General features: G+C 65.3%; 21 protein-coding genes. 11 read left to right on the forward strand and 10 right to left on the reverse strand.

All coding sequences use genetic code 11. The annotated features are described in order from the left end of the window. Positions 1–47: 47 nt before the first annotated feature. Positions 48–995, reverse strand: a complete 948-nt coding sequence (locus CAG41_RS02920) for a choline ABC transporter substrate-binding protein (protein ID WP_085580685.1) — start codon at positions 993–995, stop codon at positions 48–50. A gap of 435 nt (positions 996–1,430) precedes the next feature. Here CAG41_RS02920 and CAG41_RS02925 point away from each other — a divergent pair, with 435 nt between their 5' ends. Both CAG41_RS02925 and CAG41_RS02930 read left to right on the forward strand, forming a co-directional pair. Then, positions 1,431–2,807 (forward strand): L-serine ammonia-lyase, encoded by a 1,377-nt coding sequence (locus tag CAG41_RS02925; RefSeq protein WP_085706688.1) that lies wholly within the window; start codon positions 1,431–1,433, stop codon positions 2,805–2,807. Positions 2,808–3,471: 664 nt separating this feature from the next. Further along, positions 3,472–4,575, forward strand: a complete 1,104-nt coding sequence (locus CAG41_RS02930) for a GlxA family transcriptional regulator (protein WP_085580681.1) — start codon at positions 3,472–3,474, stop codon at positions 4,573–4,575. On the opposite strand, the gene aac(6') is transcribed toward CAG41_RS02930, so the two are convergent. The 7 genes from aac(6') to CAG41_RS02965 all read right to left on the reverse strand — a co-directional run bounded on the left by aac(6') (position 4,576) and on the right by CAG41_RS02965 (position 10,534). Next, complete coding sequence (aac(6'), locus tag CAG41_RS02935) at positions 4,576–5,022, reverse strand: aminoglycoside 6'-N-acetyltransferase (protein WP_085580679.1); 447 nt, start codon at positions 5,020–5,022, stop codon at positions 4,576–4,578. A 55-nt stretch (positions 5,023–5,077) separates the two neighbouring features. Beyond that, positions 5,078–5,338, reverse strand: a complete 261-nt coding sequence (locus tag CAG41_RS02940; RefSeq protein ID WP_085580676.1) for a hypothetical protein — start codon at positions 5,336–5,338, stop codon at positions 5,078–5,080. 384 nt (positions 5,339–5,722) lie between these two features. Further along, positions 5,723–6,886, reverse strand: a complete 1,164-nt coding sequence (locus CAG41_RS02945; protein ID WP_085580673.1) for a gamma-butyrobetaine dioxygenase — start codon at positions 6,884–6,886, stop codon at positions 5,723–5,725. Between the two features lie 24 nt (positions 6,887–6,910). Beyond that, complete coding sequence (locus CAG41_RS02950) at positions 6,911–7,387, reverse strand: thioesterase family protein (protein WP_085580671.1); 477 nt, start codon at positions 7,385–7,387, stop codon at positions 6,911–6,913. A 136-nt stretch (positions 7,388–7,523) separates the two neighbouring features. Beyond that, positions 7,524–8,489, reverse strand: a complete 966-nt coding sequence (locus CAG41_RS02955; protein ID WP_085630008.1) for an L-carnitine dehydrogenase — start codon at positions 8,487–8,489, stop codon at positions 7,524–7,526. A 137-nt stretch (positions 8,490–8,626) separates the two neighbouring features. Beyond that, positions 8,627–9,514 (reverse strand): 3-keto-5-aminohexanoate cleavage protein, encoded by an 888-nt coding sequence (locus tag CAG41_RS02960; protein ID WP_085580667.1) that lies wholly within the window; start codon positions 9,512–9,514, stop codon positions 8,627–8,629. 75 nt (positions 9,515–9,589) lie between these two features. Continuing rightward, positions 9,590–10,534, reverse strand: a complete 945-nt coding sequence (locus tag CAG41_RS02965) for a choline ABC transporter substrate-binding protein (RefSeq protein WP_085580665.1) — start codon at positions 10,532–10,534, stop codon at positions 9,590–9,592. Positions 10,535–10,727: 193 nt separating this feature from the next. On the opposite strand from CAG41_RS02965, the gene CAG41_RS02970 reads away from it, so the two are divergent. Beyond that, positions 10,728–11,672 carry a GlxA family transcriptional regulator gene (locus tag CAG41_RS02970; RefSeq protein ID WP_085630006.1) on the forward strand — a complete coding sequence of 315 codons (945 nt, stop codon included), beginning with the start codon at positions 10,728–10,730 and terminating at the stop codon, positions 11,670–11,672. Positions 11,673–11,838: 166 nt separating this feature from the next. On the opposite strand, the gene CAG41_RS02975 is transcribed toward CAG41_RS02970, so the two are convergent. Next, positions 11,839–12,255, reverse strand: coding sequence for a DUF3010 family protein (locus CAG41_RS02975; protein WP_085580661.1), 417 nt, complete (start codon positions 12,253–12,255; stop codon positions 11,839–11,841). Positions 12,256–12,515: 260 nt separating this feature from the next. On the opposite strand from CAG41_RS02975, the gene CAG41_RS02980 reads away from it, so the two are divergent. Then, positions 12,516–13,481: a tyrosinase family protein gene (locus tag CAG41_RS02980; RefSeq protein ID WP_085630002.1), complete on the forward strand. Its 966-nt coding sequence runs from the start codon at positions 12,516–12,518 to the stop codon at positions 13,479–13,481. 40 nt (positions 13,482–13,521) lie between these two features. Here CAG41_RS02980 and CAG41_RS02985 read toward each other — a convergent pair whose 3' ends face one another. Beyond that, complete coding sequence (locus CAG41_RS02985; RefSeq protein WP_085630432.1) at positions 13,522–13,923, reverse strand: lysozyme inhibitor LprI family protein; 402 nt, start codon at positions 13,921–13,923, stop codon at positions 13,522–13,524. A gap of 235 nt (positions 13,924–14,158) precedes the next feature. Here CAG41_RS02985 and CAG41_RS02990 point away from each other — a divergent pair, with 235 nt between their 5' ends. From CAG41_RS02990 to CAG41_RS03020, 7 genes are all read left to right on the forward strand, one after another. Beyond that, on the forward strand, positions 14,159–15,136 hold the full coding sequence (locus CAG41_RS02990; protein WP_085580657.1) for a dipeptidase: 978 nt from the start codon (positions 14,159–14,161) through the stop codon (positions 15,134–15,136). A 74-nt stretch (positions 15,137–15,210) separates the two neighbouring features. After that, entirely contained in the window at positions 15,211–15,741 is a 531-nt protein-coding gene (locus tag CAG41_RS02995; protein WP_085580655.1) for a DUF5943 domain-containing protein, read from the forward strand. A 15-nt stretch (positions 15,742–15,756) separates the two neighbouring features. Further along, positions 15,757–17,817, forward strand: coding sequence for a dimethylglycine demethylation protein DgcA (gene dgcA / locus CAG41_RS03000; RefSeq protein WP_085580653.1), 2,061 nt, complete (start codon positions 15,757–15,759; stop codon positions 17,815–17,817). Positions 17,818–17,971: 154 nt separating this feature from the next. Further along, entirely contained in the window at positions 17,972–19,921 is a 1,950-nt protein-coding gene (gene dgcB / locus CAG41_RS03005) for a dimethylglycine demethylation protein DgcB (protein WP_085706689.1), read from the forward strand. Next, complete coding sequence (locus CAG41_RS03010; RefSeq protein WP_085629996.1) at positions 19,921–21,141, forward strand: electron transfer flavoprotein subunit alpha/FixB family protein; 1,221 nt, start codon at positions 19,921–19,923, stop codon at positions 21,139–21,141. The genes dgcB and CAG41_RS03010 overlap by 1 nt, the downstream gene beginning before the upstream one ends. Positions 21,142–21,151: 10 nt before the next feature. Next, on the forward strand, positions 21,152–21,922 hold the full coding sequence (locus tag CAG41_RS03015; protein WP_085580647.1) for an electron transfer flavoprotein subunit beta: 771 nt from the start codon (positions 21,152–21,154) through the stop codon (positions 21,920–21,922). Positions 21,923–23,028: 1,106 nt separating this feature from the next. Next, positions 23,029–26,481 (forward strand): GMC oxidoreductase, encoded by a 3,453-nt coding sequence (locus CAG41_RS03020; RefSeq protein WP_085586766.1) that lies wholly within the window; start codon positions 23,029–23,031, stop codon positions 26,479–26,481. Positions 26,482–26,547 lie beyond the last annotated feature (66 nt).

The raw sequence follows: 26,547 nt of genomic DNA on the forward strand, positions 1-26,547 counted from the left end.
GCAAGGAAATAACAGCCCGGGCGGGCGAACCCGCCCGGCGTAAGCGATTACTGATTCAGCTTGGCTTTCACGGCCTCCAGGCCAGGTTTACCGTCAGTGGTGGTCACGCCAGCGAGCCAGGTATCGAGCACCTGTGGATTCTTCTTCAGCCAGGCCTTGGCGGCCGCCTCAGGCTTCATTTTGTCGTCCAGGATGTTGCCCATCAGTTCGCTTTCCATGTCGACGGTGAACTCCAGGTTCTTCAGCAGCTGGCCGACGTTGCCGCACTCTTGGACGTAGCCCTTGCGGGTGTTGGTCGCTACGGTGGCGGCGCCGAAGTCGGGGCCGAAGAAGTCGTCCCCGCCGGTCAGGTATTGAATCTTGAAGCGCTTGTTCATCGGGTGCGGCGCCCAGCCGAGGAACACCACGGCGGTGTCGCGCTTCTGCGCGCGGTCGACCTGGGACAGCATGCCCGCCTCGCTGGATTCCACGACCTTGAAGCCGGCGTCCTTCAGGCCGAAGGCGTTCTTGTCGATCATGCTCTGGATCAGGCGGTTGCCGTCGTTGCCCGGCTCGATGCCGTAGATCTTGCCGTCCAGTTCCTTCTTGAACTTGGCGATGTCGGCGAAGTCGTGCAGGCCCTTGTCGTACAGGGCCTGGGGCACGGCGAGGGTGTACTTGGCGCCCTTGAGGTTGGTGCGCACCGTCTCGACGGTGCCGGCATCGCGGTAGGCCTTGATGTCGTTTTCCATGGTCGGCATCCAGTTGCCCAGGAACACGTCCATGTTCTTGCCGTCGGCCAGGGACTTGTAGGTCACCGGCACGGAGATCATGGTGGTCTTGGTCTTGTAGCCGAGGGCGTTGAGCACGACGCTGGTGGTCGCGGTCGTCGCGGTGATGTCGGTCCAGCCGACATCGGAGAAGTTCACGGTGCTGCATTGCGCCGGTTCGGCGGCCTGAGCCAGCAGCGGCAGACTCAGCATGGCGGCCAACAACAACGACGGGGAACCTTTCATGAATGGACTCCTTGGTGTTTTTTTCGGCAGTGTTCCGATTGGACCACCGCACTTATGGGTTGCGGTTGGGTGGCGTTCTGAAAACAGCTCTACCGCGGCGCCTTTCAATCGAGTCATAACGATCATGTACCAGTGAAAATCTGACGCCTACAGGGTGCGTCGTATCCAGTACAGGGATGGTCGCATCCAGTGTCGGTGACGTCGTTTACAGCTTTTTTCGGCCCTTTTGGCGTGTCTGAACCGCAGAAAAACGGCGCAGGAACGGGCGTAAAGCGGTACGGCGTTGGTGGACATGAGTGCGTCGGTGCCAGACGCCGGGCGCGCCGGGAAAAGCTTGATGATGCGGGCATCCCGGCGGAACGCAGCTTGAGCGTAGCAGCTCCGCCAGCGGGCGTTTCGCGCCCCCGAACGGCATCCTTGAGGAGCTTCGCAGCAATGGCTATCAGCGTTTTCGACCTGTTCAAGATCGGCATCGGCCCGTCCAGTTCCCACACCGTCGGCCCGATGCGCGCCGCCGCCCTGTTCGTCGGGTCGCTGCGCGACAGGCACCTGCTGGAACAGGTGCGTCGCGTCGAGGTGCAGCTGTACGGCTCGCTGTCGGCCACCGGTATCGGTCACGGCAGCGACAACGCGGTGATCATGGGGCTGATGGGCGAATGGCCGGACGCCATCGACCCGTCGCTGATCGGCCCGCGGATCCAGGCCCTGCGCGAAACCCACACGCTGTTGCTCGACGGACGGCTGTCGGTGCCATTTATATGGACACGGGACATGCGCCTGATCGACGAGAACCTGCCGTTCCACCCCAACGCCATGACCCTGGTCGCCGAAGGTGATCACGGCGAGCTGTACCGCGACACCTACTATTCGGTCGGCGGCGGGTTCGTGGTGGACGCGGCGCAGGCCGCCAGCGGCGTGGCGGACCTGGACCGGACGGAATTGCCTTACGACTTCTCAAGCGCAGTGGAGCTGCTGGAGCTGTGCAAGAAACACAACCTGCGGGTGGCCGAGCTGATGATGGCCAACGAAAAGGCCTGGCGCAGCGAAGAGGAAATCCGCGCCGGCCTGATGAAGCTCTGGCAGGCGATGCAGGATTGCGTTGAGCACGGTCTGAAGCACGAAGGCATCCTGCCCGGCGGCCTCAATGTGCGCCGGCGCGCAGCCAAGCTGCACCGCAGCCTGCAGGAACTGAACAAACCCAACGTGATCGGCTCGACCCTCAGCGCCATGGAGTGGGTCAACCTCTATGCACTGGCGGTCAACGAAGAGAACGCCGCCGGCGGGCGCATGGTGACGGCGCCGACCAACGGCGCGGCGGGGATTGTTCCGGCGGTGCTGCACTACTTCATGAGGTTCAGCGAAGCGGTGACCGACGCCAATGTCGTCGACTACTTCCTGGGGGCCGCGGCGGTGGGCATCCTCTGCAAGAAGAACGCCTCGATCTCGGGCGCCGAAGTCGGCTGCCAGGGCGAGGTCGGCTCGGCCTGCGCGATGGCGGCGGCGGGCCTGGCCGAAGTGCTGGGCGCAACGCCGGAGCAGTTGTGCAACGCGGCGGAGATCGGCCTGGAGCACAACCTGGGTTTGACGTGCGACCCGGTGGGCGGGCTGGTGCAGGTGCCGTGCATCGAGCGCAACGCGATCGCGGCGGTCAAGGCGATCAACGCGGCGCAGATGGCGTTGCGGGGCGACGGGCAGCATTTCATTTCCCTGGACCGGGTGATCCGTACCATGCGCGACACCGGTGCGGACATGCACGACAAATACAAGGAAACCTCACGGGGTGGGCTGGCGGTCAGCGCGGTCGAGTGCTGAGACCGCGTCGCCCCCATCGCTGGCAAGCCAGCTCCCACAGTGATTTGGGTGAATGCAGGATTTGTGAACACCCCGGCAGGCTGGCTCCTACAGTTATTCGGGTGAGCACAGTATTTGTGAACAACCCAAAAAGCTGTGGGAGCAGACAGGCCAGCTTCCACAGTGAATCGGGTGTACACAGGATTTGTGAACGACCGGAAAACCTGTGGGGGCTGGCTTGCCAGCGATAGCGCCAGACCAGTCAAAACTGCGCACCCAGGGAGCACTGGCCGCCCACCGCGCCACCTTTTGGCGCGTCGCAATCAGACAAGAACCATTCCCGTCCGGGCGGCGCCGTGCGCGCCCGCGACCGTCCGTCCGCCGTGCCATGGGTGACACTGCGCCGCACCGGCCCCCGGGCCAGTTCCCACAAGTGCTACCGATTTGCTCACACCCTGCGGGGCAGTGCTTTCGCCGCCACTGATGGCTCTTCACACGACCTTTCGTCAGGCGTCTTGAATAGACGCTCCGCGACGTCGTTTTCAGGAGTTATTGAACGCGCATTCAATTTCAGGCACGGCAATTGCTCTGTCATAACAAAGCCCCGTCTCGCGCAAGAGAACGACGGCAATAACAAGAGCCTCCGCCTGAGGCCATCACCCGCTTTGTGTGAGGAGATACCGCGATGACGTCGTTCAACTCCGGGGCTCAACCCCAGAACCGTGCGCCTCAATCCATCGGCTTCCTGCTGCTGGACAATTTCACGCTGATTTCCCTGGCTTCCGCAGTCGAACCGCTGCGCATGGCCAACCAGTTGTCCGGACGCGAGCTGTACCGCTGGACCACCCTCACCGTAGACGGCGGCCAGGTCTGGGCCAGCGACGGCCTGCAGATCACCCCCGACGCCTCCATGCACAAAGCCCCGCCGATGGACACCGTGATCGTCTGCGGCGGCATCGGCATCCAGCGCACCGTGACCCGTGAACACGTCTCCTGGCTGCAGGGCCAGGCGCGCCAGTCGCGCCGCCTCGGCGCCGTGTGCACCGGCAGCTGGGCCCTGGCCTGCGCCGGCCTGCTCGACGGCTTCGATTGCAGCGTGCACTGGGAATGCCTGGCGGCGATGCAGGAAGCCTTCCCGCGCGTGGCCATGAGCACCCGCCTGTTCACCCTCGACCGCAACCGTTTCACCAGCTCCGGCGGCACCGCGCCGCTGGACATGATGCTGCACCTGATCAGCCGCGACCACGGCCGCGAACTGTCCGCCGCGATCTCGGAGATGTTCGTCTACGAGCGCATCCGCAACGAGCAGGATCACCAGCGCGTGCCGCTCAAGCACATGCTCGGCACCAACCAGCCGAAGCTGCAGGAAATCGTCGCGCTGATGGAAGCCAACCTGGAAGAGCCGATCGACCTCGACGAGCTGGCGGTGTACGTCTCGGTGTCCCGGCGTCAGCTGGAGCGCCTGTTCCAGAAGTACCTGCACTGCTCGCCGTCGCGCTACTACCTCAAGCTGCGCCTGATCCGCGCCCGGCAACTGCTCAAGCAGACGCCGATGTCGATCATCGAGGTGGCGTCGGTCTGCGGATTCGTGTCCACGCCGCACTTCTCCAAGTGCTACCGCGAGTACTTCGGCATTCCGCCGCGGGACGAGCGCGTAGGCTCCAACACCGCCCAGCAGGTGGCGATGCTGCCGCTGCCGCAGGCCATCGTGATGTCGCCGCTGTCGGGACCGCTGTCGGCGTTGAGCCAGGCGCGCAACGAATCGACGTTCGCCAGCGTGAGGCTCTGATCAGAGCGGGCGCCTGAAGTACACGACGCGCTCGGTTTCCTCGAAGCCGAGCGCCTTGTGCGTCGCCTGGCTGACCAGGTTGTCGAGGCCGGTGTCGGAAGCCATTTCCACGCAGCCGTTTTCCCGTCCCCATTGCGCCACCTGCTCGATCAACCGGGCGGCCACGCCGTGGCGGCGCTGCTGCGGCACCACGTAGATGCCTTCCAGGAACACCACCGGCGAGCTGTCGGTGCCGTTGACGTAATCGGAGCGTAATGAGGCTTCGGCGAGGCCGACGGGATGGTTTTGCGTGTCGTAGGCAACGAAGTTGATATAGCGTTGCGGCGCCTTCAGCTGCTGCTCGATGTCGTCGCGGTGCTCGTGTTCCGGCGCATCGGGCCAGAGCGCCTGGCGTAAGGGCAGCCAGCCCGGTTGTTCGCTGGACTGGCAGGTCTGGATAAAGAACATCGGCGTTCGCTCGTGGTGATCGTCAAGGCCACCACTCTAGCAAACGCCCGGGATCTCAGACGCGGGTCTGTTGGTACTGCGCCAGCGCCGGCAGCAACTGCTTGTCGATGGCTTCACGCACGATCGGCTGGATGCTCGCGCTGCTGGTGTACATCTGCTTGACCATGGTGCGCAGGGTATTGGCCCGTACATCGTCCAGACCGCGAACGGCGCACTCGCAGGCCTGCTGGGCCGTGGAGCCCGACGGCACTTCGAATCCCAACGACTTGAGTTGGCCCAACAGGTCTTCCTGATCGATCAAATCGGCATACATCATGACGCGGATCCTTCTTTGGCAACGGAGGTCGTGGCTCGATTCTGGTAGGCCTGCCGAGGCGCGGCAAGGGTGTTTTGTCGCGGTGTCCACATTGGCTATGAGCATGTCGTTTTCGGCTAACTTGCGCGCCCAGGGAGTGGGCACACTGATCCCAGCTCGCTTCACGAAGGTTTGGTCACCCTCGCACGGCAGCTCCTCAACAGTACCCTCGCCCCGATCCTGTCACGGCTTGCATCGGGGCTTTTTTTGCCTGCCGGCTGGTAAGTCCGCGGTGGTTTCATCGCCAGCAGGCTGGCTCCCACAGGAGCGGGGCGACCACCAGTTTCGTGGGCACCGCTGATCCTTGTGGGAGCCGGCCTGCCGGCGATGAACGATGACGCGGTTTCAGCGCTGCAGCACCAGAATCCGCGACAGCAGCTCGTCCCGGTCGATGTAGCAGCCCTGGAAATGCCGGGCCCCGCTGGCCGGGTCGAACGCGTTGCGCGCGTGCAGGGTGCGGCGGTTGTCGAAGCACCACAGCTCGCCCGGATTGAGCCGCCGCATCACCCGAAAGCGCGGTTCGCGGGTCATGGCGATGAAGCGCCGGTAGGCCCGGTACAGCAGCGGCATCTGCTCCACCGACGTGTCGAACGCCCCGCGCAGGAAGTTGGCCATGCGGATCTCGGCCACGTGACCCAAGGCGTCCAGCGCAATGATCGGCGCCAGCCGGCGATAGTCGCTGTGGCGATCCTTGTTGCGAAACTCCACGGGGATGTCGCACAGGGCCTGGAACGACGGGGGATCCTCCCGGCGCAGCGCCTCGGCGATGGCGAACCCGTCGACGAAAATGCTCTCGCCACCCTCGGCGTCGTTCACCAGGCAATGCAGGAACTGCAGCCCCGGTTGCAGCTCGCGGGTCGGCAGGTCCGTGTGCAGCGGCAGGTTGAAGGCAGTGTAGGCGTTGCTGTCGGCATCGGCCTTGGACTGCACGTTGAACAGCACACCGAAATTGCTCTCGCGGATGAACGAAATGCGCTGGGCGACCGCCTTCAGCGAGCCGGGTTCGGTGGGCACGCCGCGCACCTGGGTCAGGCCGATGTCGCGCACCGCCAGCAGCCAGTGCAGCAGCGCGTCGTTGTCGTTCATCAGGGCGGCGTAGTCGAACACCGGCAGTTGCAGGTCGCTGCGCCAGAGGAAGGGCCGGGGCTTGGCGGCGAGGCGTTCGGCGCGGGATTCGTCGTCGTAGGCGTGGGCCCGCAGCCAGCCGGGGTCGAAGCGGCTGAGGTGGCCGTCCTGCCAGTCGATGAGCAGGCGGCCGTCGCTGTCGATGCGGGCGGCGGCGGGTTCCAGCGAGGACGAGGCGTCGACGATCTCGAACACCTGCTCGCGGGTGACGCTGTACACGCACTGCGGGCACGGGCAGTTGTCCCGCAGCCAAGCGTGGTGGAACGGGCTGACCCGCCCGTCGGCCCATTCGGCCAGGACGCGGTCCGCCAGACGCTGCACGCCGTTCAGCGCGCTGATCAACGGATAGGTACGGAAATCGGCTACGGCGGCAACGGTGTTCATGGCGGCTCCTTGCGATGGACGGGTTTACCGGGCGGGGGGCAGGGCGATGACCCGGCCGATGTACTCCGGCGCGGGCAGGTCGGCCTGTTCCGCGACGAGGGCTTGCAGGCGTTCCAGCGTCGGCGGGCTGAACGGCGCCGAACGGGGGCCGGCGAGGTCGACGTGGAGCAGCATCTGCTCGTTGCCGGCCAAGGCCTTGTCGCCGCCGCTCAGGTGCAGGCTGTGGTAGAGGTGCAGGCGCTTCTGGTCGTGGCCGATGATCTGTGTGCGCACCTCGACTTCGGCGTCGAGCTTCACTTCGTGCAGGTAGTTCAGGTGCAGTTCGAGGGTGAACAGCGACTGGCCGCTGGCTTCGCGGTTGCCGCTGTCCATGCCCAAGTGATCCATCAGGGCGTCGGTGGCGTAGCTGAAGATCAGCAGGTAGAAGGCGTCGCGCAGGTGGCCGTTGTAGTCGACCCACTCCGGGAGGATGCGGGTCTGGTAGGTGGTGAGGGCGGGCATGCTGCTGGCTCCGGCAAAAGGGGTGAGTGGACGGCCGCCTTCGCGGGCCAGCCCGCTTCCACAGGGAACCACATCCCACTGTGGGAGCGGGCTGGACCGCGAAGGGGCCGGTACTGCTGGCCTCGGTCTGCGGGGCCTACTCGCTGAAACTCATGCCGTGCTTCTGCTTGGTGGCCTTGACCGCCTCCAGCACCGCCAGCAGGCAATCGTCACGATAGCGCTCCAGCGCCGAAATGCTGTGTCGGCCCAATTGGTCGCTGGTGCCGTCCACCACGTCGTCGATCAGCTTGTCGGTCAGCTCCGGTGCCGGCAGGTAGGTCCACGGCAGCTTCAGTGCCGGGCCGAACTGCGACATGAAGTGGCGCATGCCCGCATCGCCGCCGGCCAGGGTGTAGGTCAGGAAGGTGCCCATGAACGACCAGCGCAGGCCCGCGCCGAAGCGGATCGCGTCGTCGATCTCGCCGGTGGTCGCCACGCCGTCGTTGACCAGGTGCAGCGCCTCGCGCCACAGCGCTTCGAGCAGACGGTCGGCGATGAAGCCCGGCACTTCCTTGCGCACGTGCAGCGGGCGCATGCCGAGGGACTCGTAGACCTGCATGGCCGCCTGAACCGCTTCGGGCGCGGTGTTCTTGCCGCCGACCACTTCCACCAGCGGCAGCAGGTAGACCGGGTTGAACGGGTGGCCGACCACGCAGCGTTCCGGGTGGGTCGAACTCTCGTAGAACTCGCTGGGCAGCAGGCCCGACGTGCTGGAGCCGATCAGGGCGTTCGGCTTGGCCGCTGCGCTGATCTTGCTGTGCAGCTCCAGTTTCAGTTCCAGGCGCTCCGGGGCGCTTTCCTGGATGAAATCGGCGTCGCGCACGCATTCCTCGATGGTGGCGACGAAGCGCAGGCGATCTTGCGAGGCGCCGGGCGCCAGGCCGTTCTTCTCCAGCGCGCCCCAGGCGTTGGCCACGCGCTTGCGCAGGGCCGCTTCGGCGCCGGGCGCCGGATCCCAGGCCACGACGTCGAGGCCATGGGCGAGGGCGCGGGCCACCCAGCCGCTGCCGATGACGCCGCTGCCCAAGGCAGCGAAGGTTTTGATGTCGGTGATAAAGCTCATGCTGATGTCCTGAAGTGGGCTTAAAAAACTGTGGGAGCGAGCCGGCCCGCGAACGCTTCGGGTCGATTGACGAAGAGGCTTGCGGCGTACCGGCCTCTTCGCAGGCAAGCCCGCTCCCACAGGGGGAAAGGGGTGGATCAGCCGCGCCGGGTCAGGCCCATTTTCTGGCGGCCCTCGGCCGGGGTCAGCACGCGGGCGCCGAGGCGGCTGAGGATTTCGGTGGCGCGTTCGACCAGTTGGCCGTTGGTCGCCAGCACGCCTTTGTCCAGCCACAGGTTGTCTTCCAGGCCGACCCGCACGTTGCCGCCCAGCAGCACCGCTTGCGCCGCCATCGGCATCTGCATGCGGCCGATGCCGAAGCCGGCCCACACCGCGTCGGCCGGCAGGTTGTCGACCATGGCCTTCATGGTGGTGGTGTCGGCCGGGGCGCCCCACGGGATGCCCAGGCACAGCTGGAACAGCGGGTTGTCGAGCAGGCCTTCCTTGATCATCTGCTTGGCGAACCACAGGTGGCCGGTGTCGAAGATCTCAAGCTCGGCCTTCACGCCCAGCTCGGTGATGCGCTTGGCGCCGGCCCGCAGCTGCGCCGGGGTGGAGACGTAAATGGTGTCGCCGTCGCCGAAGTTCAGGGTGCCGCAGTCCAGGGTGCAGATTTCCGGCAGCAGCTCTTCGACGTGGGCCAGACGGGTCAGCGGGCCCACCAGGTCGGTGTTCGGGCCGAACTCCATCGGCCGCTCGCCCGGGCCGATCTCCAGGTCGCCGCCCATGCCGGCGGTGAGGTTGACGATGATGTCGACGTCGGCTTCGCGGATGCGCTCCATCACTTCGCGGTACAGCGCCACGTCGCGGCTGAACTTGCCGGTCTGCGGGTCGCGGACGTGGCAGTGCACGACCGTGGCGCCGGCCTTGGCCGCTTCCACGGCGGCTGCGGCGATCTGTTTCGGGGTGACCGGCACGTGGGGGCTCTTGGCGGTCGTGTCGCCAGCACCGGTGAGTGCGCAGGTGATGATGACGTCGTGGTTCATGGTGCGGTTTCCTTCAGGCGTGAGGGGTCTGTCCGCAGCCCGCGGCGGGCTGCGGAACGGTTTTTCGGTTGCGGTCTATTTGCTGGTGAGCTGGAGGTTCTCGGCGGCCGGCTTGCCGTCGAAGGTCGTGACGCCTTCAAGCCAGCGCTGCTTGTCCTGGGGGTGATCCTTGAGCCATTGCTTCGCCGATTCGAAGGCGTCCTTGTGGTCGAGCAGCGGCTGCATCATGCGGCTCTCGTCTTCGGCGCTGAACGTCAGGTTGCTCAGCAGGCGGCTGACGTTCGGGCACTGCTCGGCGTATTTCGGCGCGGTGACGGTCCAGACGGTGGCCATGCCTTCGTTCGGGCCCAGGGCGTCGTCGCTGCCGGTCAGGTAGGTCATCTGCACGTTGACGTTCATCGGGTGCGGCGCCCAGCCGAAGAACACCACGGCCTCCTTGCGGCGCACGGCGCGGTCCACGGCGGCGAGCATGCCGGCCTCGCTGGACTCCACCAGCTGGAACTTGCCCAGGCCGAACTGGTTCTTGGCGATCATCGCCTTGATCTGGGTGTTGGCGCCGGAGCCCGGTTCGATGCCGTAGATCTTGCCGCCCAGCTCTTTCTCGAACTTGGCGATGTCGGCGAAGGTCTTCAGGCCCTTGTCGGCCAGGTAGGTCGGCACGGCGAGGGTGGCGCGGGCGTCCTTCAGGCTCGGCTCGGCGAGCACCTTGACCTGGTTGGCGTCGACGAACGGAGTGATGGTCTGGGTCATCAGCGGGTTCCAGTAGCCGAGGAACAGGTCCAGGCGCTGGTCGCGGATCCCGGCGAAGACGATCTGCTGGGACGCGCTGGTCTGCTTGGTGCTGTAGCCGAGGCCGTCGAGCAGCACCTGGGCCATGGCGCTGGTGGCGATCACGTCGGTCCAGTTGACCACGCCCATGCGCACGTTCTGGCACGCGGCGGGCTCGGCCGCCATGACGCCGGTGCTCAACAAGGCGGTGGCGCTGAGTGAAAGGACGCAGCGGCTGATCAGTCGTTTCATGTCGGGTTCCTCGGCAGGTCGTTATTGTGGGGCCCGGTGTCTGTTGCGCCGGTGATGCCAAAACTACGCAGCAACGCGCCGGCGAAAACGCACTGCGGCGACCGACTCTTGCACTGCAGCGACCTGTCCTCTTGAATGCCGCCGACAACTGGCGTATCAACGTTGCACGCTACCCGCCCACCGAGTGCGCGCCATGTCCCAGGATTTCTACTTTCTGTTGATGCCGGGTTTTTCGGCCATCGGGTTCATCTCCGCGATAGAGCCGCTGCGGGTCGCCAACCGCTTTCGCGGCGAGCTGTACCGCTGGCACGTGCTGAGCGCCGACGGCGGAGCGGTGCTGGCGAGCAACGGCATGTCGGTGAACGCCGACGCAGCGTTGGAGCCGCTGAAAAAAGGCGCGACGTTGCTGGTGGTGGCCGGGTTCGAGCCGCTGAAGTTCGCCACCCCCGCGCTGGAGCACTGGCTGCGGCGCCTGGACAACGAAGGCGTGACCCTGGGCGCCATCGACACCGGCAGCTTCGTCCTGGCCGAGGCCGGCCTGCTCGACGGCCACCGCCTGACCCTGCACTGGGAGGCCATCGACGCCTTCCGGGAGTCCTATCCGCAGTTGAGCGTCACCCAGGAGCTGTTCGAGATCGACCGCCGCCGCATCACCTCGGCCGGCGGCACCGCGTCCATCGACCTGATGCTCGACCTGATCGCCCAGGCCCACGGCCCGCAACTGGCGATCCAGGTCAGCGAGCAATTTGTGTTGGGAAGGATCCGTCCGCGCAAAGACCACCAGCGCATGGAAGTCGCCACGCGCTACGGCATCAGCAACAAGAAGCTGGTGCAGGTGATCGGCGAAATGGAACAGCACAGCGAACCGCCGCTGACCACCCTGGAGCTGGCGGAATCGATCAAGGTGACGCGGCGCCAGCTGGAGCGGCTGTTCCGCCTGCACCTGAACGACACGCCGAGCAATTTCTACCTGCGCCTGAGGCTGGAGAAGGCCCGGCAACTGCTGCGCCAGACCGACATGAGCGTGCTGGAGGTCAGCATCGCCTGCGGGTTCGAATCACCGTCGTATTTCACCCGCAGCTACCGGGCACGGTTTGCCCGCTGCCCAAGGGAAGACCGGCGCACCGCCCAGGCCTGAGTGACTGCACGCAAGACCGATGTGGGAGCCGGCCTGCCGGCGATGGCGGTGAGTCAGGCAATCGGGATGTCGGCAGTGCCGGCCTCATCGCTTGCAGGCAAGCTCCTACAGGTTGCGTGGTGGGCGGGGATCCCACAATTGACCGGCAGTGGCCGGGAAGGAAAGGTTACTTCTTCAGCAACGCCGCGCACGCCGTCCTGTACGCCTCGTGCTGATACTTGTTCAGCGTGCCCGGCAGCTCGACGTTGTGCTTCTTGGCCTGGGCGTTGACGGTCTGCGGCGACAGCAGCGTCACCTCGCAGCCATCCAGCAACTGGAACACGCCCTCGATCTTGAACGTGGTCGGCCCGCCGGCGAACTCGCCCTTCTTGCTGCGCTTCTTGATCGCAATGCGATCAATCGAATTCTCGCGCACGAACGACGCCACCTGCGCGGCGAACAGCCGGACGTTGGCGGTCTCGTCGTCATCGTCGAGGGCGATTTTCTTGGTGCCCAGCGCAACATGGTGAAGGCTCGCCCCGTCAAGGGACGCCACGGCGATGATCGCTTCGCTGCCTTTGATTTCGATGCCGCAGATGTTCATGTGAATCCTTTGATTGGCCTGAGGCGTGCAGCTTACAGCGCCAGGCGACGGGGTGCGTCGCCGAATGCCGTCTCGGCTGCCCTGCGGCTGTCCGGATCGTCCTGGAAGTGTCCCTCGACGCGTCTTCCGGCAGGGTCGACCGTTCATCTGAAAACAAGATCGACCTGTTACTTGTGACAGTGGTCGCCTGCGTTCATGCCTCTTAGATTGGCGTGAAGCCACCTTCGGCCGAAAGCTGCCTCAGGCAAAGGAGTCGTGCCATGATCATCAGGAAAAACGTTCGTTCGCTGACGTTCGAGGAGCGTTCGGACTACATCAGGGCTGTTCTGGAGCTCAAACGAATAGGGCGCTATGACCGTTATGTGCATTGGCATCACGAAATGATGGTGCCGACGGTGCGTCCATGGGAGCCGCAGGATCCCGAGTACCGGAACGGCGCGCACCTTGGTCCGGCGTTTCTGCCTTGGCACCGGGAAATGCTGATGCAGTTCGAGTCCGACTTGCGCACCGTCAGCCCCGATGTCGCCTTGCCGTACTGGGATTGGACCGAAGACGCCGACGACCCGGAGAACTCGCCGATCTGGTCAGAGCTATGGATGGGCGGCAATGGAGACCGCGGCGATCATGACCGGGTGCAGACGGGGCCCTTTGCCCATCAGTACGGAAACTGGCCGGTTCCAGCCTATCCCGAAAATGGAGAGACGGAACCTGGCCTCAAGCGTCAGTTCGGTGTTTCAGTCGCATCACTGCCGACGCTTGCCGATGTGCAAATGGCGATGGACGAGTGGCTGTACGACACACCGCCTTACGATTCCGGGCCGTATACCCGAGGGTTCCGCAACCGGTTGGAAGGGTGGGTCACGCGGCGGGGCGATCCGCAGGTCACCACTGCCGGTTCGCAATTGCACAACCGCGTCCACCTGTGGATAGGTGGCAACATGTTGGCCATGACTTCGCCTGAAGATCCGGTGTTTTTCCTGCACCATTGCTTCATCGACAAGGTCTGGGCCGAGTGGCAGGCGCAGATGGCACTGGACCACCCGCAGTGGGCGCCCCATTACGCGCCGGTCATGGAGGGGCCGCCCGGCCACAACATCGATGATGCGCTCGCGCCCTGGACAAGGACGGTGAGGCATGTCTTGAACATTCAGGATCTGGGCTACGAATACTCGCCGGTCAAGCAGTTGCACAAACGCCCCTTCAAATCGCCTTTCATGGCGCCCTGAGGGACGCACGGTTCCCGCGCCGCAGGCGCAGGAACCGGCCTCACTCCTGCCCGATCGACTCCAGAAACTCCGACCGCTCGTCGCTCATCCGCGCCACGCAGTCGTTCTGCGCGATCTTGAACGCCTTGCTGCCTTCGGTGGCCGGGAAGGCCTCGACGGCGCAGTCGGCGTCGCGGGTCTTGAGCCATTGCTGCTGGGCGGACTTGAGCTTGGCGGTGATGTCGGCCAGTTGCCCGGCGTTCTTGCCGTAGGCGGTCTGCATGCGCTCGTTCAGGCTCTTGTAGTTGTCCTTGAGCAGGTCTTCGGCAGTGGTGCGGCTGTAGGTGGAGCATTCCAGGGTCTGGACGTCGTTTTCCACCGCGTCGCACGGGTTGCTGTCGGACTCTTCGGCGGCGTGTGCGCCGGTCGCAATCAGGGCCAGGGCCAGGAAGATCGATTTCATTGGGGTCGCCGCTCTAATCCAGTGGTGTGTGCGAGATGCGCAAGATTCTGGCTCAAGCTCGCGGCCTTGAACAGGTGGCCGGTCGGGCCGGTCGGCGACCCTTTGTCGCGGATTGACGCTTTCGGTGATTCCCCTGTCGTTTTTGCACCGGAACGACCCGGGCCCTAGGCATATGCTGGTCCCAAAGCGCCGGCAGACGATTCGGCGCAGGAATCGCCAATAAGGGGACAGCCTGATGAGCCCAGCCGAACTACACGCCGACAGCATCGTTATCGACGGTCTGATCATTGCCAAATGGAACCGCGAGCTGTTCGAAGACATGCGCAAGGGCGGTCTGACGGCGGCCAACTGCACCGTGTCGGTGTGGGAGGGCTTTCAGGCCACGGTCAACAACATCGCCGCCAGCCAGAAGCTGATCCGCGAGAACAGCGACCTGGTGATGCCGGTGCGCACCACCGCCGACATCCGCAAGGCCAAGGAGCTGGGCAAGACCGGCATCCTCTTCGGCTTCCAGAACGCCCACGCCTATGAGGACCAGATCGGCTACGTCGAGGTGTTCAAGCAGCTGGGCGTGGGCATCGTGCAGATGTGCTACAACACCCAGAACCTGGTGGGCACCGGCTGCTACGAGCGCGACGGCGGCCTGTCGGGCTTCGGCCGCGAGATCGTCGCCGAGATGAACCGCGCCGGTGTGATGTGCGACCTGTCCCACGTCGGCTCCAAGACCAGCGAGGAAGTCATCCTCGAATCGAAGAAGCCGGTCTGCTATTCCCACTGCCTGCCGTCGGGGCTCAAGGAGCACCCGCGCAACAAGTCCGATGCGGAACTGAAGTTCATCGCCGACCACGGCGGCTTCGTCGGCGTGACCATGTTCGCGCCGTTCCTGGCCAAGGGCATCGATTCGACCATCGACGACTACGCCGAAGCCATCGAATACACCATGAACATCGTCGGCGAAGACGCCATCGGCATCGGCACCGACTTCACCCAGGGCCACGGCCAGGACTTCTTCGAGTACCTGACCCACGACAAGGGCTACGCCCGCCGCCTGACCAACTTCGGCAAGATCATCAACCCGCTGGGCATCCGCACCGTCGGCGAGTTCCCGAACCTGACCGAAACCCTGCTCAAGCGCGGCCACTCCGAGCGGGTGGTGCGCAAGATCATGGGCGAGAACTGGGTGAACGTCCTCAAGGACGTCTGGGGCGAGTAAGCCGCTTCCCGAATACTTTCCCCCGGCCGTCCGCGCCGGGGGCAACACCAAAATTTTTCTGGAGTTAAGTTTCCATGGCCAAGATCGCCCCGCAATTGCCAATCGAAGTCGACAGCGAGACCGGTGTCTGGACGTCCGACGCCCTGCCGATGCTGTATGTGCCGCGCCATTTCTTCGTCAACAACCACATGGGCATCGAGGAAGTGCTGGGCGCCGAAGCCTATGCCGAGATCCTCTACAAGGCCGGCTACAAGTCCGCCTGGCACTGGTGCGAGAAAGAAGCCGAATGCCACGGCCTGGAAGGCGTCGCGGTGTTCGAGCACTACATGAAGCGCCTGTCGCAGCGCGGCTGGGGCCTGTTCAAGATCCAGGACATCGACCTCGACAAGGGCACCGCCAGCGTCAAGCTCGAACACTCGGCGTTCGTCTATGTGTACGGCAAGGTCGGGCGCAAGGTCGACTACATGTTCACCGGCTGGTTCGCAGGTGCCATGGACCAGATCCTCGCCGCCCGCGGCAGCAAGGTCCGCACTGTGGCCGAGCAGGTCTACGGCGGTTCCGAAGAAGGCCACGACGACGGCCTGTTCACCGTCAAGCCGTTGTAAGTCGAGGAATCCGCCATGGCTTTCGAAGCAATGTTCCAGCCGATCCAGATCGGCAAACTGACCATCCGCAACCGCGTGCTCAGCACCGCGCACGCCGAGGTCTATGCGACTGACGGGGGCATGACCACCGAGCGCTACGTCAAGTACTACGAAGAGAAAGCCAAGGGCGGCATCGGCCTGGCGATCTGCGGCGGTTCGTCGGTGGTGGCCATCGACAGCCCGCAGCAGTGGTGGAGTTCGGTGAACCTGTCCACCGACCGGATCATCCCGCACTTCCAGAACCTGGCCGACGCCATGCACAAGCATGGCGCCAAGATCATGATCCAGATTACCCACATGGGCCGCCGCTCCCGCTGGGACGGCTACAACTGGCCGACCCTGATGTCGCCGTCGGGCATCCGCGAACCGGTGCACCGCGCCACCTGCAAGACCATCGAGCCGGAAGAGATCTGGCGGGTGATCGGCAACTACGCCCAGGCCGCGCGCCGGGCCAAGGCCGGCGGCCTGGACGGCGTCGAGCTGTCGGCGGTGCACCAGCACATGATCGACCAGTTCTGGAGCCCGCGGGTCAACAAGCGCACCGACGAATGGGGCGGCACCTTCGAGGGCCGCATGAAGTTCGGCCTGGAGGTGCTCAAGGCCGTGCGCGCCGAGGTCGGCGACGACTTCTGCGTGGGCATGCGCATCTGCGGCGACGAGTTCCACCCGGACGGCCTGTCCCACGAGGACATGAAGCAGATCGCCAAGTACTACGACGACACCGGCATGCTCGACTTCATCGGCGTGGTGGGTTCGGGCTGCGACACCCACAACACCCTGGCCAACGTGATCCCCAACATGAGCTACCCGCCGGAGCCTTTCCTGCACCTGGCGGCCGGGATCAAGGAAGTGGTCAAGGTGCCGGTGCTGCACGCGCAGAACATCAAGGACCCGAACCAGGCCACCCGCATCCTCGAAGGCGGCTACGTGGACATGGTCGGCATGACCCGCGCCCACATCGCCGACCCGCACCTGATCGCCAAGATCAAGATGGGCCAGGTCGACCAGATCAAGCAGTGCGTGGGCGCCAACTACTGCATCGACCGCCAGTACCAGGGCCTGGACGTGCTGTGCATCCAGAACGCCGCGACCTCCCGCGAATACATGGGCGTGCCGCACATCATCGAGAAGTCGGCAGGGCCGAAACGCAAGGTGGTGATCGTCGGTGCCGGCCCGGCAGGGATGGAAGCTGCCCGTGTGGCGGCCGAGCGCGGCCACGACGTGACCCTGTTCGAGAAGAAGGAATTCATCGGCGGCCAGATCACCACGGCGGCCAAGGCGCCGCAGCGTGACCAGATCGCCGGCATCACCCGCTGGTTCCAGCTGGAGCTGGCGCGCCTGAAAGTCGACCTGCGCCTGGGCGTGGCGGCGGATGCGCCGACCATCATGGATCTGCGTCCGGACATCGTGGTGCTCGCCGTCGGCGGCCATCCGTACCTGGAGCAGAACGAGCACTGGGGCGCCGCCGAAGGGCTGGTGGTCAGCAGCTGGGACGTGCTCGACGGCAAGGTCGCGCCGGGCAAGAACGTGCTGGTCTACGACACCATCTGCGAGTTCACCGGGATGTCGGTCGCCGACTTCCTCGCCGACAAGGGCAGCCAGGTCGAGATCGTCACCGACGACATCAAGCCGGGCGTGGCCATCGGCGGCACGTCGTTCCCGACCTACTACCGCAGCATGTACCCCAAGGAAGTGATCATGACCGGCGACATGATGCTGGAGAAGGTCTACCGCGAGGGCGACAAGCTGGTGGCGGTGCTGGAGAACGAATACACCGGCGCCAAGGAAGAGCGGGTGGTGGATCAGGTGGTCGTCGAGAACGGCGTGCGCCCGGACGAAGAAATCTACTACGCGCTCAAGGAAGGCTCGCGCAACAAGGGCCAGATCGATGTCGAGGCGCTGTTCGCGATCCAGCCGCAGCCATCGCTGAGCCAGGCGGGGGACGGCTACCTGCTGTTCCGCATCGGCGACTGCGTGGCCCAGCGCAACACCCATGCGGCGATCTATGACGCGCTGCGGCTGTGCAAGGACTTCTGAAGACTTGCACACAACCCTGTGGGAGCGGGCTTGCCCGCGATAGCGGTGGATCAGTCGATGAAAATGTGACTGACAGAATGCATTCGCGGGCAAGCCCGCTCCCACAGTAACCGCAGACCGTGTTTCTCCAGGCTGTACTGGTGGGAGCTTCACCATGTTGAACACCCTTCTTCCGATCCTGCTGTTCGCGGCCATCGCCCTCGCGGTGTTGGGCGCGTTGCGGCGGGTGGCCATGTGGCGCCGGGGCCGTGCCTCGAAGGTCGACCTGATCGGCGGCCTGTTCGCCATGCCCAAGCGCTACATGGTCGACCTGCACCACGTGGTGGCGCGGGACAAATACATCGCCAACACCCACGTCGCCACGGCGGGCGGGGCGGTGGCGTCCATCGTGCTGGCGATCCTGGTGCACGGCTTCGGCCTGCACAACCGCATCCTCGGCTACGCGCTGCTGCTGATGACAGCCGTGATGTTCGTCGGCGCGGTGTTCGTCTACCGCCGTCGGCTCGACCCGCCTTCGCGCCTGTCCAAAGGCCCGTGGATGCGCCTGCCGAAAAGCCTGCTGGCGTTCTCGGCCTCGTTCTTCCTGGCGACCTTGCCGGTGGCCGGCATCCTGCCGCAGGACTTCGGCGGCTGGGTGCTGGCGGCCATCCTGGGCATCGGTGTGCTGTGGGGCGTGTCGGAGCTGTTCTTCGGCATGACCTGGGGCGGACCGATGAAACACGCCTTCGCCGGTGCCCTGCACCTGGCCTGGCACCGCCGCGCCGAACGCTTCGGCGGCGGTCGCTCCACCGGCCTCAAGCCGCTGGACCTCAACGATCCGGATGCGCCGCTGGGCGTGGAGAAACCGAAGGATTTCACCTGGAACCAATTGCTCGGCTTCGACGCCTGCGTGCAGTGCGGCAAGTGCGAAGCGGCGTGCCCGGCGTTCGCCGCCGGCCAGCCGCTGAACCCGAAGAAGCTGATCCAGGACATGGTCGTCGGCCTGGCCGGCGGCAGCGACGCGAAGTTCGCCGGCAGCCCGTATCCGGGCAAGCCCGTCGGCGAGCATTCGGGCAACCCGCACCAGCCGATCGTCAACGGCCTGGTGGACGCCGAGACCCTGTGGTCGTGCACCACCTGCCGCGCCTGCGTCGAGGAATGCCCGATGATGATCGAGCACGTCGATGCCATCGTCGACATGCGCCGTCACCTGACCCTCGAAAAGGGTGCGACCCCGAACAAGGGCGCCGAGGTCCTGGAGAACCTGATCGCCACCGACAACCCCGGCGGTTTCGCCCCGGGCGGGCGGATGAACTGGGCGGCGGACCTGAACCTTGACGTGCTCGGCGAGAAGAAATCCACCGACGTGCTGTTCTGGGTCGGCGACGGTGCCTTCGACATGCGCAACCAGCGCACCCTGCGCGCCTTCGTCAAGGTGCTGAAGGCGGCGAAGATCGACTTCGCCGTGCTGGGCCTCGAAGAGCGCGACAGCGGCGACGTGGCCCGGCGCCTGGGCGACGAGGCGACATTCCAACTGCTCGCCAAGCGCAACATCCAGACCCTGGCCAAGTACCGCTTCAACCGCATCGTCACCTGCGACCCGCACAGCTTCCACGTGCTGAAGAACGAGTACGGCGCCTTCGACGGCAACTATCTGGTGCAGCACCACAGCACCTACATGGCGGAACTGATCGGCGACGGCGCGCTGAACCTGGGCCAGCACAAGGGCGACAGCGTGACCTATCACGACCCGTGCTATCTGGGCCGCTACAACGGCGAGTACGAAGCGCCGCGCCAGGTGCTGCGGGCCCTGGGCATCGAGGTCAAGGAAATGCAGCGTTCCGGCTTCCGTTCGCGCTGCTGCGGCGGCGGTGGCGGGGCGCCGATCACCGACATTCCGGGCAAGCAGCGGATCCCCGACATGCGCATGGAAGACATCCGCGAAACCGGCGCTGCCCTGGTGGCCGTGGGTTGCCCGCAGTGCACGGCGATGCTCGAAGGCGTGGTCGAACCGCGTCCGTTGATCAAGGACATCGCCGAACTGGTGGCCGACGCGCTGCTGGAGGAGTCCGCCTCGGGCAAGCCCGCCGCCCCGGCCAAACGTGAACCTGCGGAGGCCCACTGATGAGCGACATTATCCGCCGCGATCCGCGCGCCGAATGGATCGCACGCAACCGTCTGCATCCGCTGCACGCAGCCATGCAACCGGCGCAGCACAGCTGGATGGGCCCCCACGGGATCGTCCGCAAGAACCCCCACGGCGTCGGCTTCATCGGCCCCAACGGCATCAAGCGCATCGACCGCAGCGGTGCCCAGCAGGGCGGGGCGGCCAAGCGCTCGGCCGCCGTGGAAGTACAGTTGCCGCTGCACCAGGTGCCGACACCGGCGTTCTACATCAGCGTGGTGCCGGACATGGTCGGCGGCCGCCTGAGCAGCCACGACCGCGACCTGCTGGGCCTGGCCCGTCAGTTGGCCGGCCAGGACGGCGCGGTGCTGGCGGTGGTGTTCGGCGAGCACAAGGAAAGCGCCTTCGCCACGGCGGGCGTCGACCGCCTGCTGGTGCTCGAAGGCGAGCAATTCAACGGTTATGCACCGGAGCAACGGGTGCAGGGCCTGCGGGCTGTGGATAACCAGTTCGCTCCGCGCCACTGGCTGCTGCCCGACAGCCGCAGCGGCGGCGGCGAACTGGGCCGGCGCTTTGCCGCAGCCCTGGGCGAACGCCCGGCGACGCGGGTGTGGCAAGTCAAGGATCAGGAATGCACCGGCCGCGCCGGGGCAGGCCTGCAGGACCTCGTCCGGCCGCTGGCGCGGCTGATCCTGGCCTCGGCCGAATGCGCCGAGCCGGTCAGCGAGACCCGCCACGAAGCGTTGCCGGTGGAGTTATCCACAAGCGTTGCCCGCAGCCTGTCGCGCATTGAGGATCTGGGCGCGGTGGCGGTGGATCCGGCGGCGATCCCGATGGCCGAGGCGGAGTTCATTTTCTCCGGCGGCAACGGGGTCAAGGACTGGGATCTTTTCCACAGGACGGCCGCCGCCCTCGGCGCCACCGAAGGCGCTTCGCGGGTGGCGGTGGACGATGGCTTCATGTCCCGCGACCGCCAGGTCGGCGCGTCCGGCACCTGGGTCACCGCCCGGGTGTACGTGGCGGTGGGGATTTCCGGGGCGATCCAGCACCTGCAAGGCATCGGTGCCTGCGACAAGGTGGTGGCGATCAACCTCGACGCCGGCTGCGACATGATCAAGCGCGCCGACCTGTCGGTGATCGGCGAGAGCGCCGAGGTGCTGCAGGCCTTGATCGCGGCGGTGGAAGCCTGGCGCAACGGCGCCAAACGTGATGCGGCTTGAGGAAAGGGTCATGAACGCGAAAGTCATCAGTCTGGTTTCAATCGGCGCCCACCCGACCTCGGGCCGGCCGCGCCGCGCCGAGCAGGACGCCCGGGCCGTGGAGCTGGGCCTGCAACTGGCCGGGGACGGCCTGCAAGTGCTGCACGCCGGCGACATCGCCGAGCCTGCGCTGCGCGCCTACCTGGGCATGGGCCTGGAGCAGATGCACGTGCTGGAGCAACCGGCGGGGGCGGACGCGCTGCCGGCGCTGACCGACTACCTGCGCGGGGCCGGGGCCCAGGTGGTGCTCACCGGCAGCCAGGCGGAAACCGGCGAAGGTTCGGGGATGCTGCCGTTCCTGCTGGCCGAAGGGCTGGGCTGGCCGCTGGTGGTGGGGCTGGCGCAGGTCGAATCGATCGACGGCGGCTCGGCGCTGGTGCTGCAAGCGCTGCCGCGCGGGCAGCGGCGGCGGCTGAAGGTGCGCCTGCCGTTTCTGGCCACTGTGGATAACGCCGCGCCCAAGCCGCGGCAAAGCGCCTACGGGCCGGCCCGGCGCGGTGTGCTGCAACCTGAAGACGTCGAAGTGGTGGACGACGGCCTGTTGGCGGCAGCGACGCTGCAACCGGCCAAGCCGCGCCCGAAGCGGCTGAAGGTGATCAAGGCCAAGAGCGGCGCCGACCGGATGAAGGCCGCCACGGCCAAGGCCAGCGGCGGGGGTGGACAGGTGCTCAAGGGCGTCAGTGCCCAGGCGGGGGCCGAGGCGATCCTCAAGCTGTTGATCGAAGAGGGAGTGGTTCGCTGAATCCCCTGGGGGCGCAGTGGCGCTCTCACTGACGCCATCGCCAGCAGGCTGGCTCCCACAGGGGTTGTGGTGCAGCTGAAAATTGTGGGAGCCAGCCTGCTGGCGTTGCGGCCGACGAGACATTTGCTCCCACAGGCTTTACCCACAATCCCTGTTGGCGATTCTGTGGATAACATGTTCACCCCTCCCCAGACCCCACGCCAATCAAGCCCTGCAGCCCTGCGATCAAAAAACGATCAGCCTAAGTCACGGTTTTTTCGGCCTTTTTCCCATGACGGCCGACGAAAGTTTCCCCCAATCTCTGTTGGCCCTTTTGTGGATAAGATGTTCGCTCTCGGCTGAAAGCCCCACAGAACGTGGCTTGCAAGGCGCTGATCAAAAAACGTTCAATTCAGCCTTCGCATACACAAAACGCCTTCAACGGCCGGTTTATTCAACAGCCTGGGCGCTTTTCCACAGCAATCTCAAAGTTACCCCCGAACTCTGTTGGCGCTTCTGTGGATAAGGTGTTTGCCATACGCTGAAAGCCACGTTCTGCGTGGCTTGCAATGATCTGATCAAAAAATGATCATTGCGCGCGTTCGCGTATCGTCCTGAATAATCCACGGTTTTTCCTCGCCGAAAGCCCCCGTTTCTGTGCGGATTGTCCGCAGTTGTCCCCATTTGCTGTGGGTGGTCATGTGGATAACTTGTTCGCCAAACCGCGAAAGGCCCGCCGGGCTTAGTCCAAATGGCAATTGATCAGATTTCATACAGTTCTAAGGGCCTGCCTTGACTTCGATCCGGCGGCTGTCTTCACTCCAATGGCACAAGGACAGCCGTCACTTATCCACATCCGGTTCAGGGAGAACGCCGTGATGGATAGCCATTCACCCCGCCCGCTCCCCGTTCCCTGTGTGCCGCGCACTGCGTGGCCGGCACCCCGGCCGCGCAAACGCACGCTGCGCCGCGCCGCCAACCAGCGCGCCCGTCTTTAGCGCTTTTGCAATGCCCACTGCCCAAACCGCCGTACTGCCGCCGGCTCCGTCCGGAGGCCAGGTGCCGTTCGCCCCATGATCGCAGGCAGCCGCAGAGTTGCCCCGTCAGCCTGAGAGAGGAACCTACCCATGTCACGGATCGCAACGCCCATCAGTGAGATCAAGGAACACTACGACGTGATCGTCATCGGTTCGGGGTACGGCGGCGGCATCGCCGCCTCGCGCCTGTCCCGGGCCGGCAAGAAGGTCTGCCTGCTGGAGCGCGGCCGGGAAATCCGCCCCGGCGAGTACCCCAACACCATGATCGCCGCCACCGAAGAGCTGCAGGTGCACGACCCCGACGGCCACATCGGCTCGCGCACCGGGCTGTTCGACCTGCACGTCAACGCCCAGCAGAACGTGGTGGTCGGCTGCGGCCTGGGCGGCACGTCGCTGATCAACGCCAACGTCTCCCTGGAGCCTGAGCCGGGCGTGTTCGAGGATCCGCGCTGGCCGCCGGAAGTGCGCGCGCACCGCGACACCCTGCTCAAGGACGGCTACGCCCGGGCCCGCGAGATGCTCAAGCCCAACCCTTACCCCGCCTCCGCACCGAATCTGCCCAAGCTCGACGCCAACAAGAAGTCCGCCGATTTCCTCAAGCAGGGCGCGCATTTCTACAAGCCGCCGATCAACGTGACCTTCGACAAGCTGCCCAACAACACCAACCATGTCGGCGTCGAGCAGCTGCCGTGCAACCACTGCGGCGACTGCGTGTCGGGCTGCAACAACAAGGCCAAGAACACCACGCTGATGAACTACCTGCCGGACGCCTGGAACCACGGCGCGGAGATCTTCTGCCAGGCCCAGGTGCGGCACCTGGAGCGCGACGGCGACGGCTGGATCGTGCACTTCCAGTACCTGGACAGCGGCCGCGAGAAGTTCTCGGCGCCGACCCTGTTCGTCAAGGCCGACATCGTCGTGGTGTCCGCCGGCACCCTGGGTTCCACCGAAATCCTGCTGCGTTCGCGCGACAAGGGGCTGGTGATGTCCGGTCAGCTCGGCGAGAACATGAGCGGCAACGGCGACATCCTTGGCTTCGGCCACAACTGCGAGCAGACCGTCAACGGCATCGGCTTCGGCGCGCACTCGGCCAAGGAACTCAAGCCGGTGGGGCCGTGCATCACCTCGATCATCGACATGCGCACCGAAGGCGACGTCAGCAGCCGCATGGTCATCGAGGAAGGCTCGATCCCCGGTGCCCTGGGCCGGCCGATGGTGCCGGCGATGGCCGGGTTCGCCGAAGCGCTAGGCAAACCCACCGACGACAGCTTCAGCGGCAAGGTGAAATACAAGGAACGCGAAACCGAAAGCTTCCTGCGCGGCCCGTACCATGGCGCGCTGCACAACATGCAGACGTACCTGATCATGAGCCACGACAGCGGCCAGGGGCGGATGGTGCTCGACAGCAAGGATCAGCTGCGCATCGACTGGCCCGGCGTCGGCGAGCAGGACAACTTCAAGATCGGCAACGAGCGCCTGCACCAGAGCACCAAGGCCCTGGGCGGGATCTGGGTGGAGAACCCGATCTGGACCAAACTGCTCAAGCACAGCATTGTGTCGGTGCACCCGCTGGGCGGCTGCGTGATGGGCCAGGACGCGGCGCAAGGGGTGGTCAACCACAAGGGCCAGGTGTTCAGCGGCGCCAGCGGCACCGACGTCTACGCCAACCTGTACGTGACCGACGGCGCGGTGATCCCCACCTCCCTGGCGGTCAACCCGCTGCTGACCATCTCCGCCGTGAGCGAGCGCAACATGGGCCTGCTGGCCGCCGACCGCGGCTGGCACATCGACTACACCTTGCCGTCGGCGCCGCGCAAGCAAGTGGCGCCGCCGACCCTCGGCGTGCAGTTCACCGAGACCATGAAAGGCTACTTCTCCCGGGCGTTCACCGCGGCGCAGAGCACGGACCTGAAAGTCTACGAGGCGGCGGCCAAGCGCGGCGAGGCGGACAACTCGCCGATCGACTTCACCCTGACCATCACCGCCAACGACCTCAACCGGATGATCAAGGAGCCGACGCACGCCGCGACGATCGTCGGCACGGTGATCGCCCCGGCGCTGTCGCCCGAGCCGCTGACCGCCAGCAATGGCGTGTTCAACCTGTTCGAACAGTTCGAGCAGCAGGTCGACACACGGCACATGAAATACGACATGAAGCTCACCGCCGAGGACGGCAACGACTACTTCTTCAGCGCGTTCAAGACCGTGCCGGAGGACAACGGCGTGCTGAACATCTGGCACGACACCAGCACCCTGTACGTCACCCTGTACCGCGGGCCGGACAAGTCCGGCGAGGTGATCGGCTCCGGGGTGATGCACATCAAGCCGGCGGACTTCGCCAAGCAGATGACCACCATGAAAGTGCTCAACGCGCGCAACGAGCGTGAGCGCATCGAGGGCCTGGCGCGGTTCGGCAAGTTCTTCGCCGGGATCCTCTGGGAAAGCTACGGCGGGGTGTTCGCCGGGGACATCTACTTCAACCCCGACGCGCCGCCGCGGCTGAAGCGGCCGCTGGACGCGCCGACCCCGGAGGTGCATTTCTTCCCCACCGAGGATGGCGTCCAGCTGCGCCTGACCCGCTACCGGGCCGGCAGCAAGGGTCCGGTGATGCTGGTGCACGGGCTGGGCGTGGGATCGAACATCTTCTCCACCGACACCATCCAGACCAACCTGCTGGAGTTCCTCTGCAAGCACGACTACGACGTGTGGCTGCTGGATTTCCGGGTGAGCATCCTGCTGCCGGCGAGCAAGAAGGAATGGAACGGCGACCAGATCGCCCAGTACGACTTCAAGGCCGCCATCGGCCAGATCCGCCGCGAGACCGGGGCCAAGGACGTGCAGTGCGTGGTGCACTGCTACGGCGCGACCACATTCTTCATGTCGCTGCTGGCCGGCCTTCAGGACGTGCGCTCGGTGGTCTGCTCGCAGATCGCCGCCGACACGGTGGTCGCCACCGCCACGGGGCTCAAGGCCGGGCTGCACCTGCCGGGCATGCTCGACGCCATCGGCGTCAAATCCCTCACGGCCTACGCCGACAGCAAGGAGAACTGGTTCAACAAGCTGTACGACAAGGCCCTCAACGGCTACGCCAGGATCGAGGCCCAGGGCTACTGCACCAACCCGGTGTGCCACCGCATCACGTTCATGTACGCCTCGCTGTACCGCCACGACACCTTGAACGAAACCCTGCACGAGAACCTGCATGAGCTGTTCGGCGAGTCGAACATGCAGACCTTCGAGCACCTGGCGCTGATCGTGCGCAAGGGCCACCTGGTGGACTTCAAGGGGCACGACGTGTACATGCCGCACTTCGAGCGGCTGAGCATGCCGATCTGCTTCATCAGCGGCGCCGACAACCAGTGCTACCTGCCGGAAAGCACGCTCAAGACCTACGAGCGGGTGTGCAAGGTGCATGGGCCGGAGCGCTACAGCCGGCATGTGGTGCCGGGCTACGGTCACATCGACTGCATGTTCGGCAAGAACGCCGTGGTGGACGTGTACCCGATCATCCTTGAACACCTGGAGAAGACCGCCCTCGGTTGACGGGGCCGCATCGGCCGCTTCGCGGGCAAGCCCGCTCCCACAGGGATCTGCGCCGAGCGCAGATCC

Source organism: Pseudomonas sp. B35(2017) (genome assembly GCF_002113645.1).
Taxonomy (GTDB): Bacteria; Pseudomonadota; Gammaproteobacteria; order Pseudomonadales; family Pseudomonadaceae; genus Aquipseudomonas; species Aquipseudomonas ekonensis.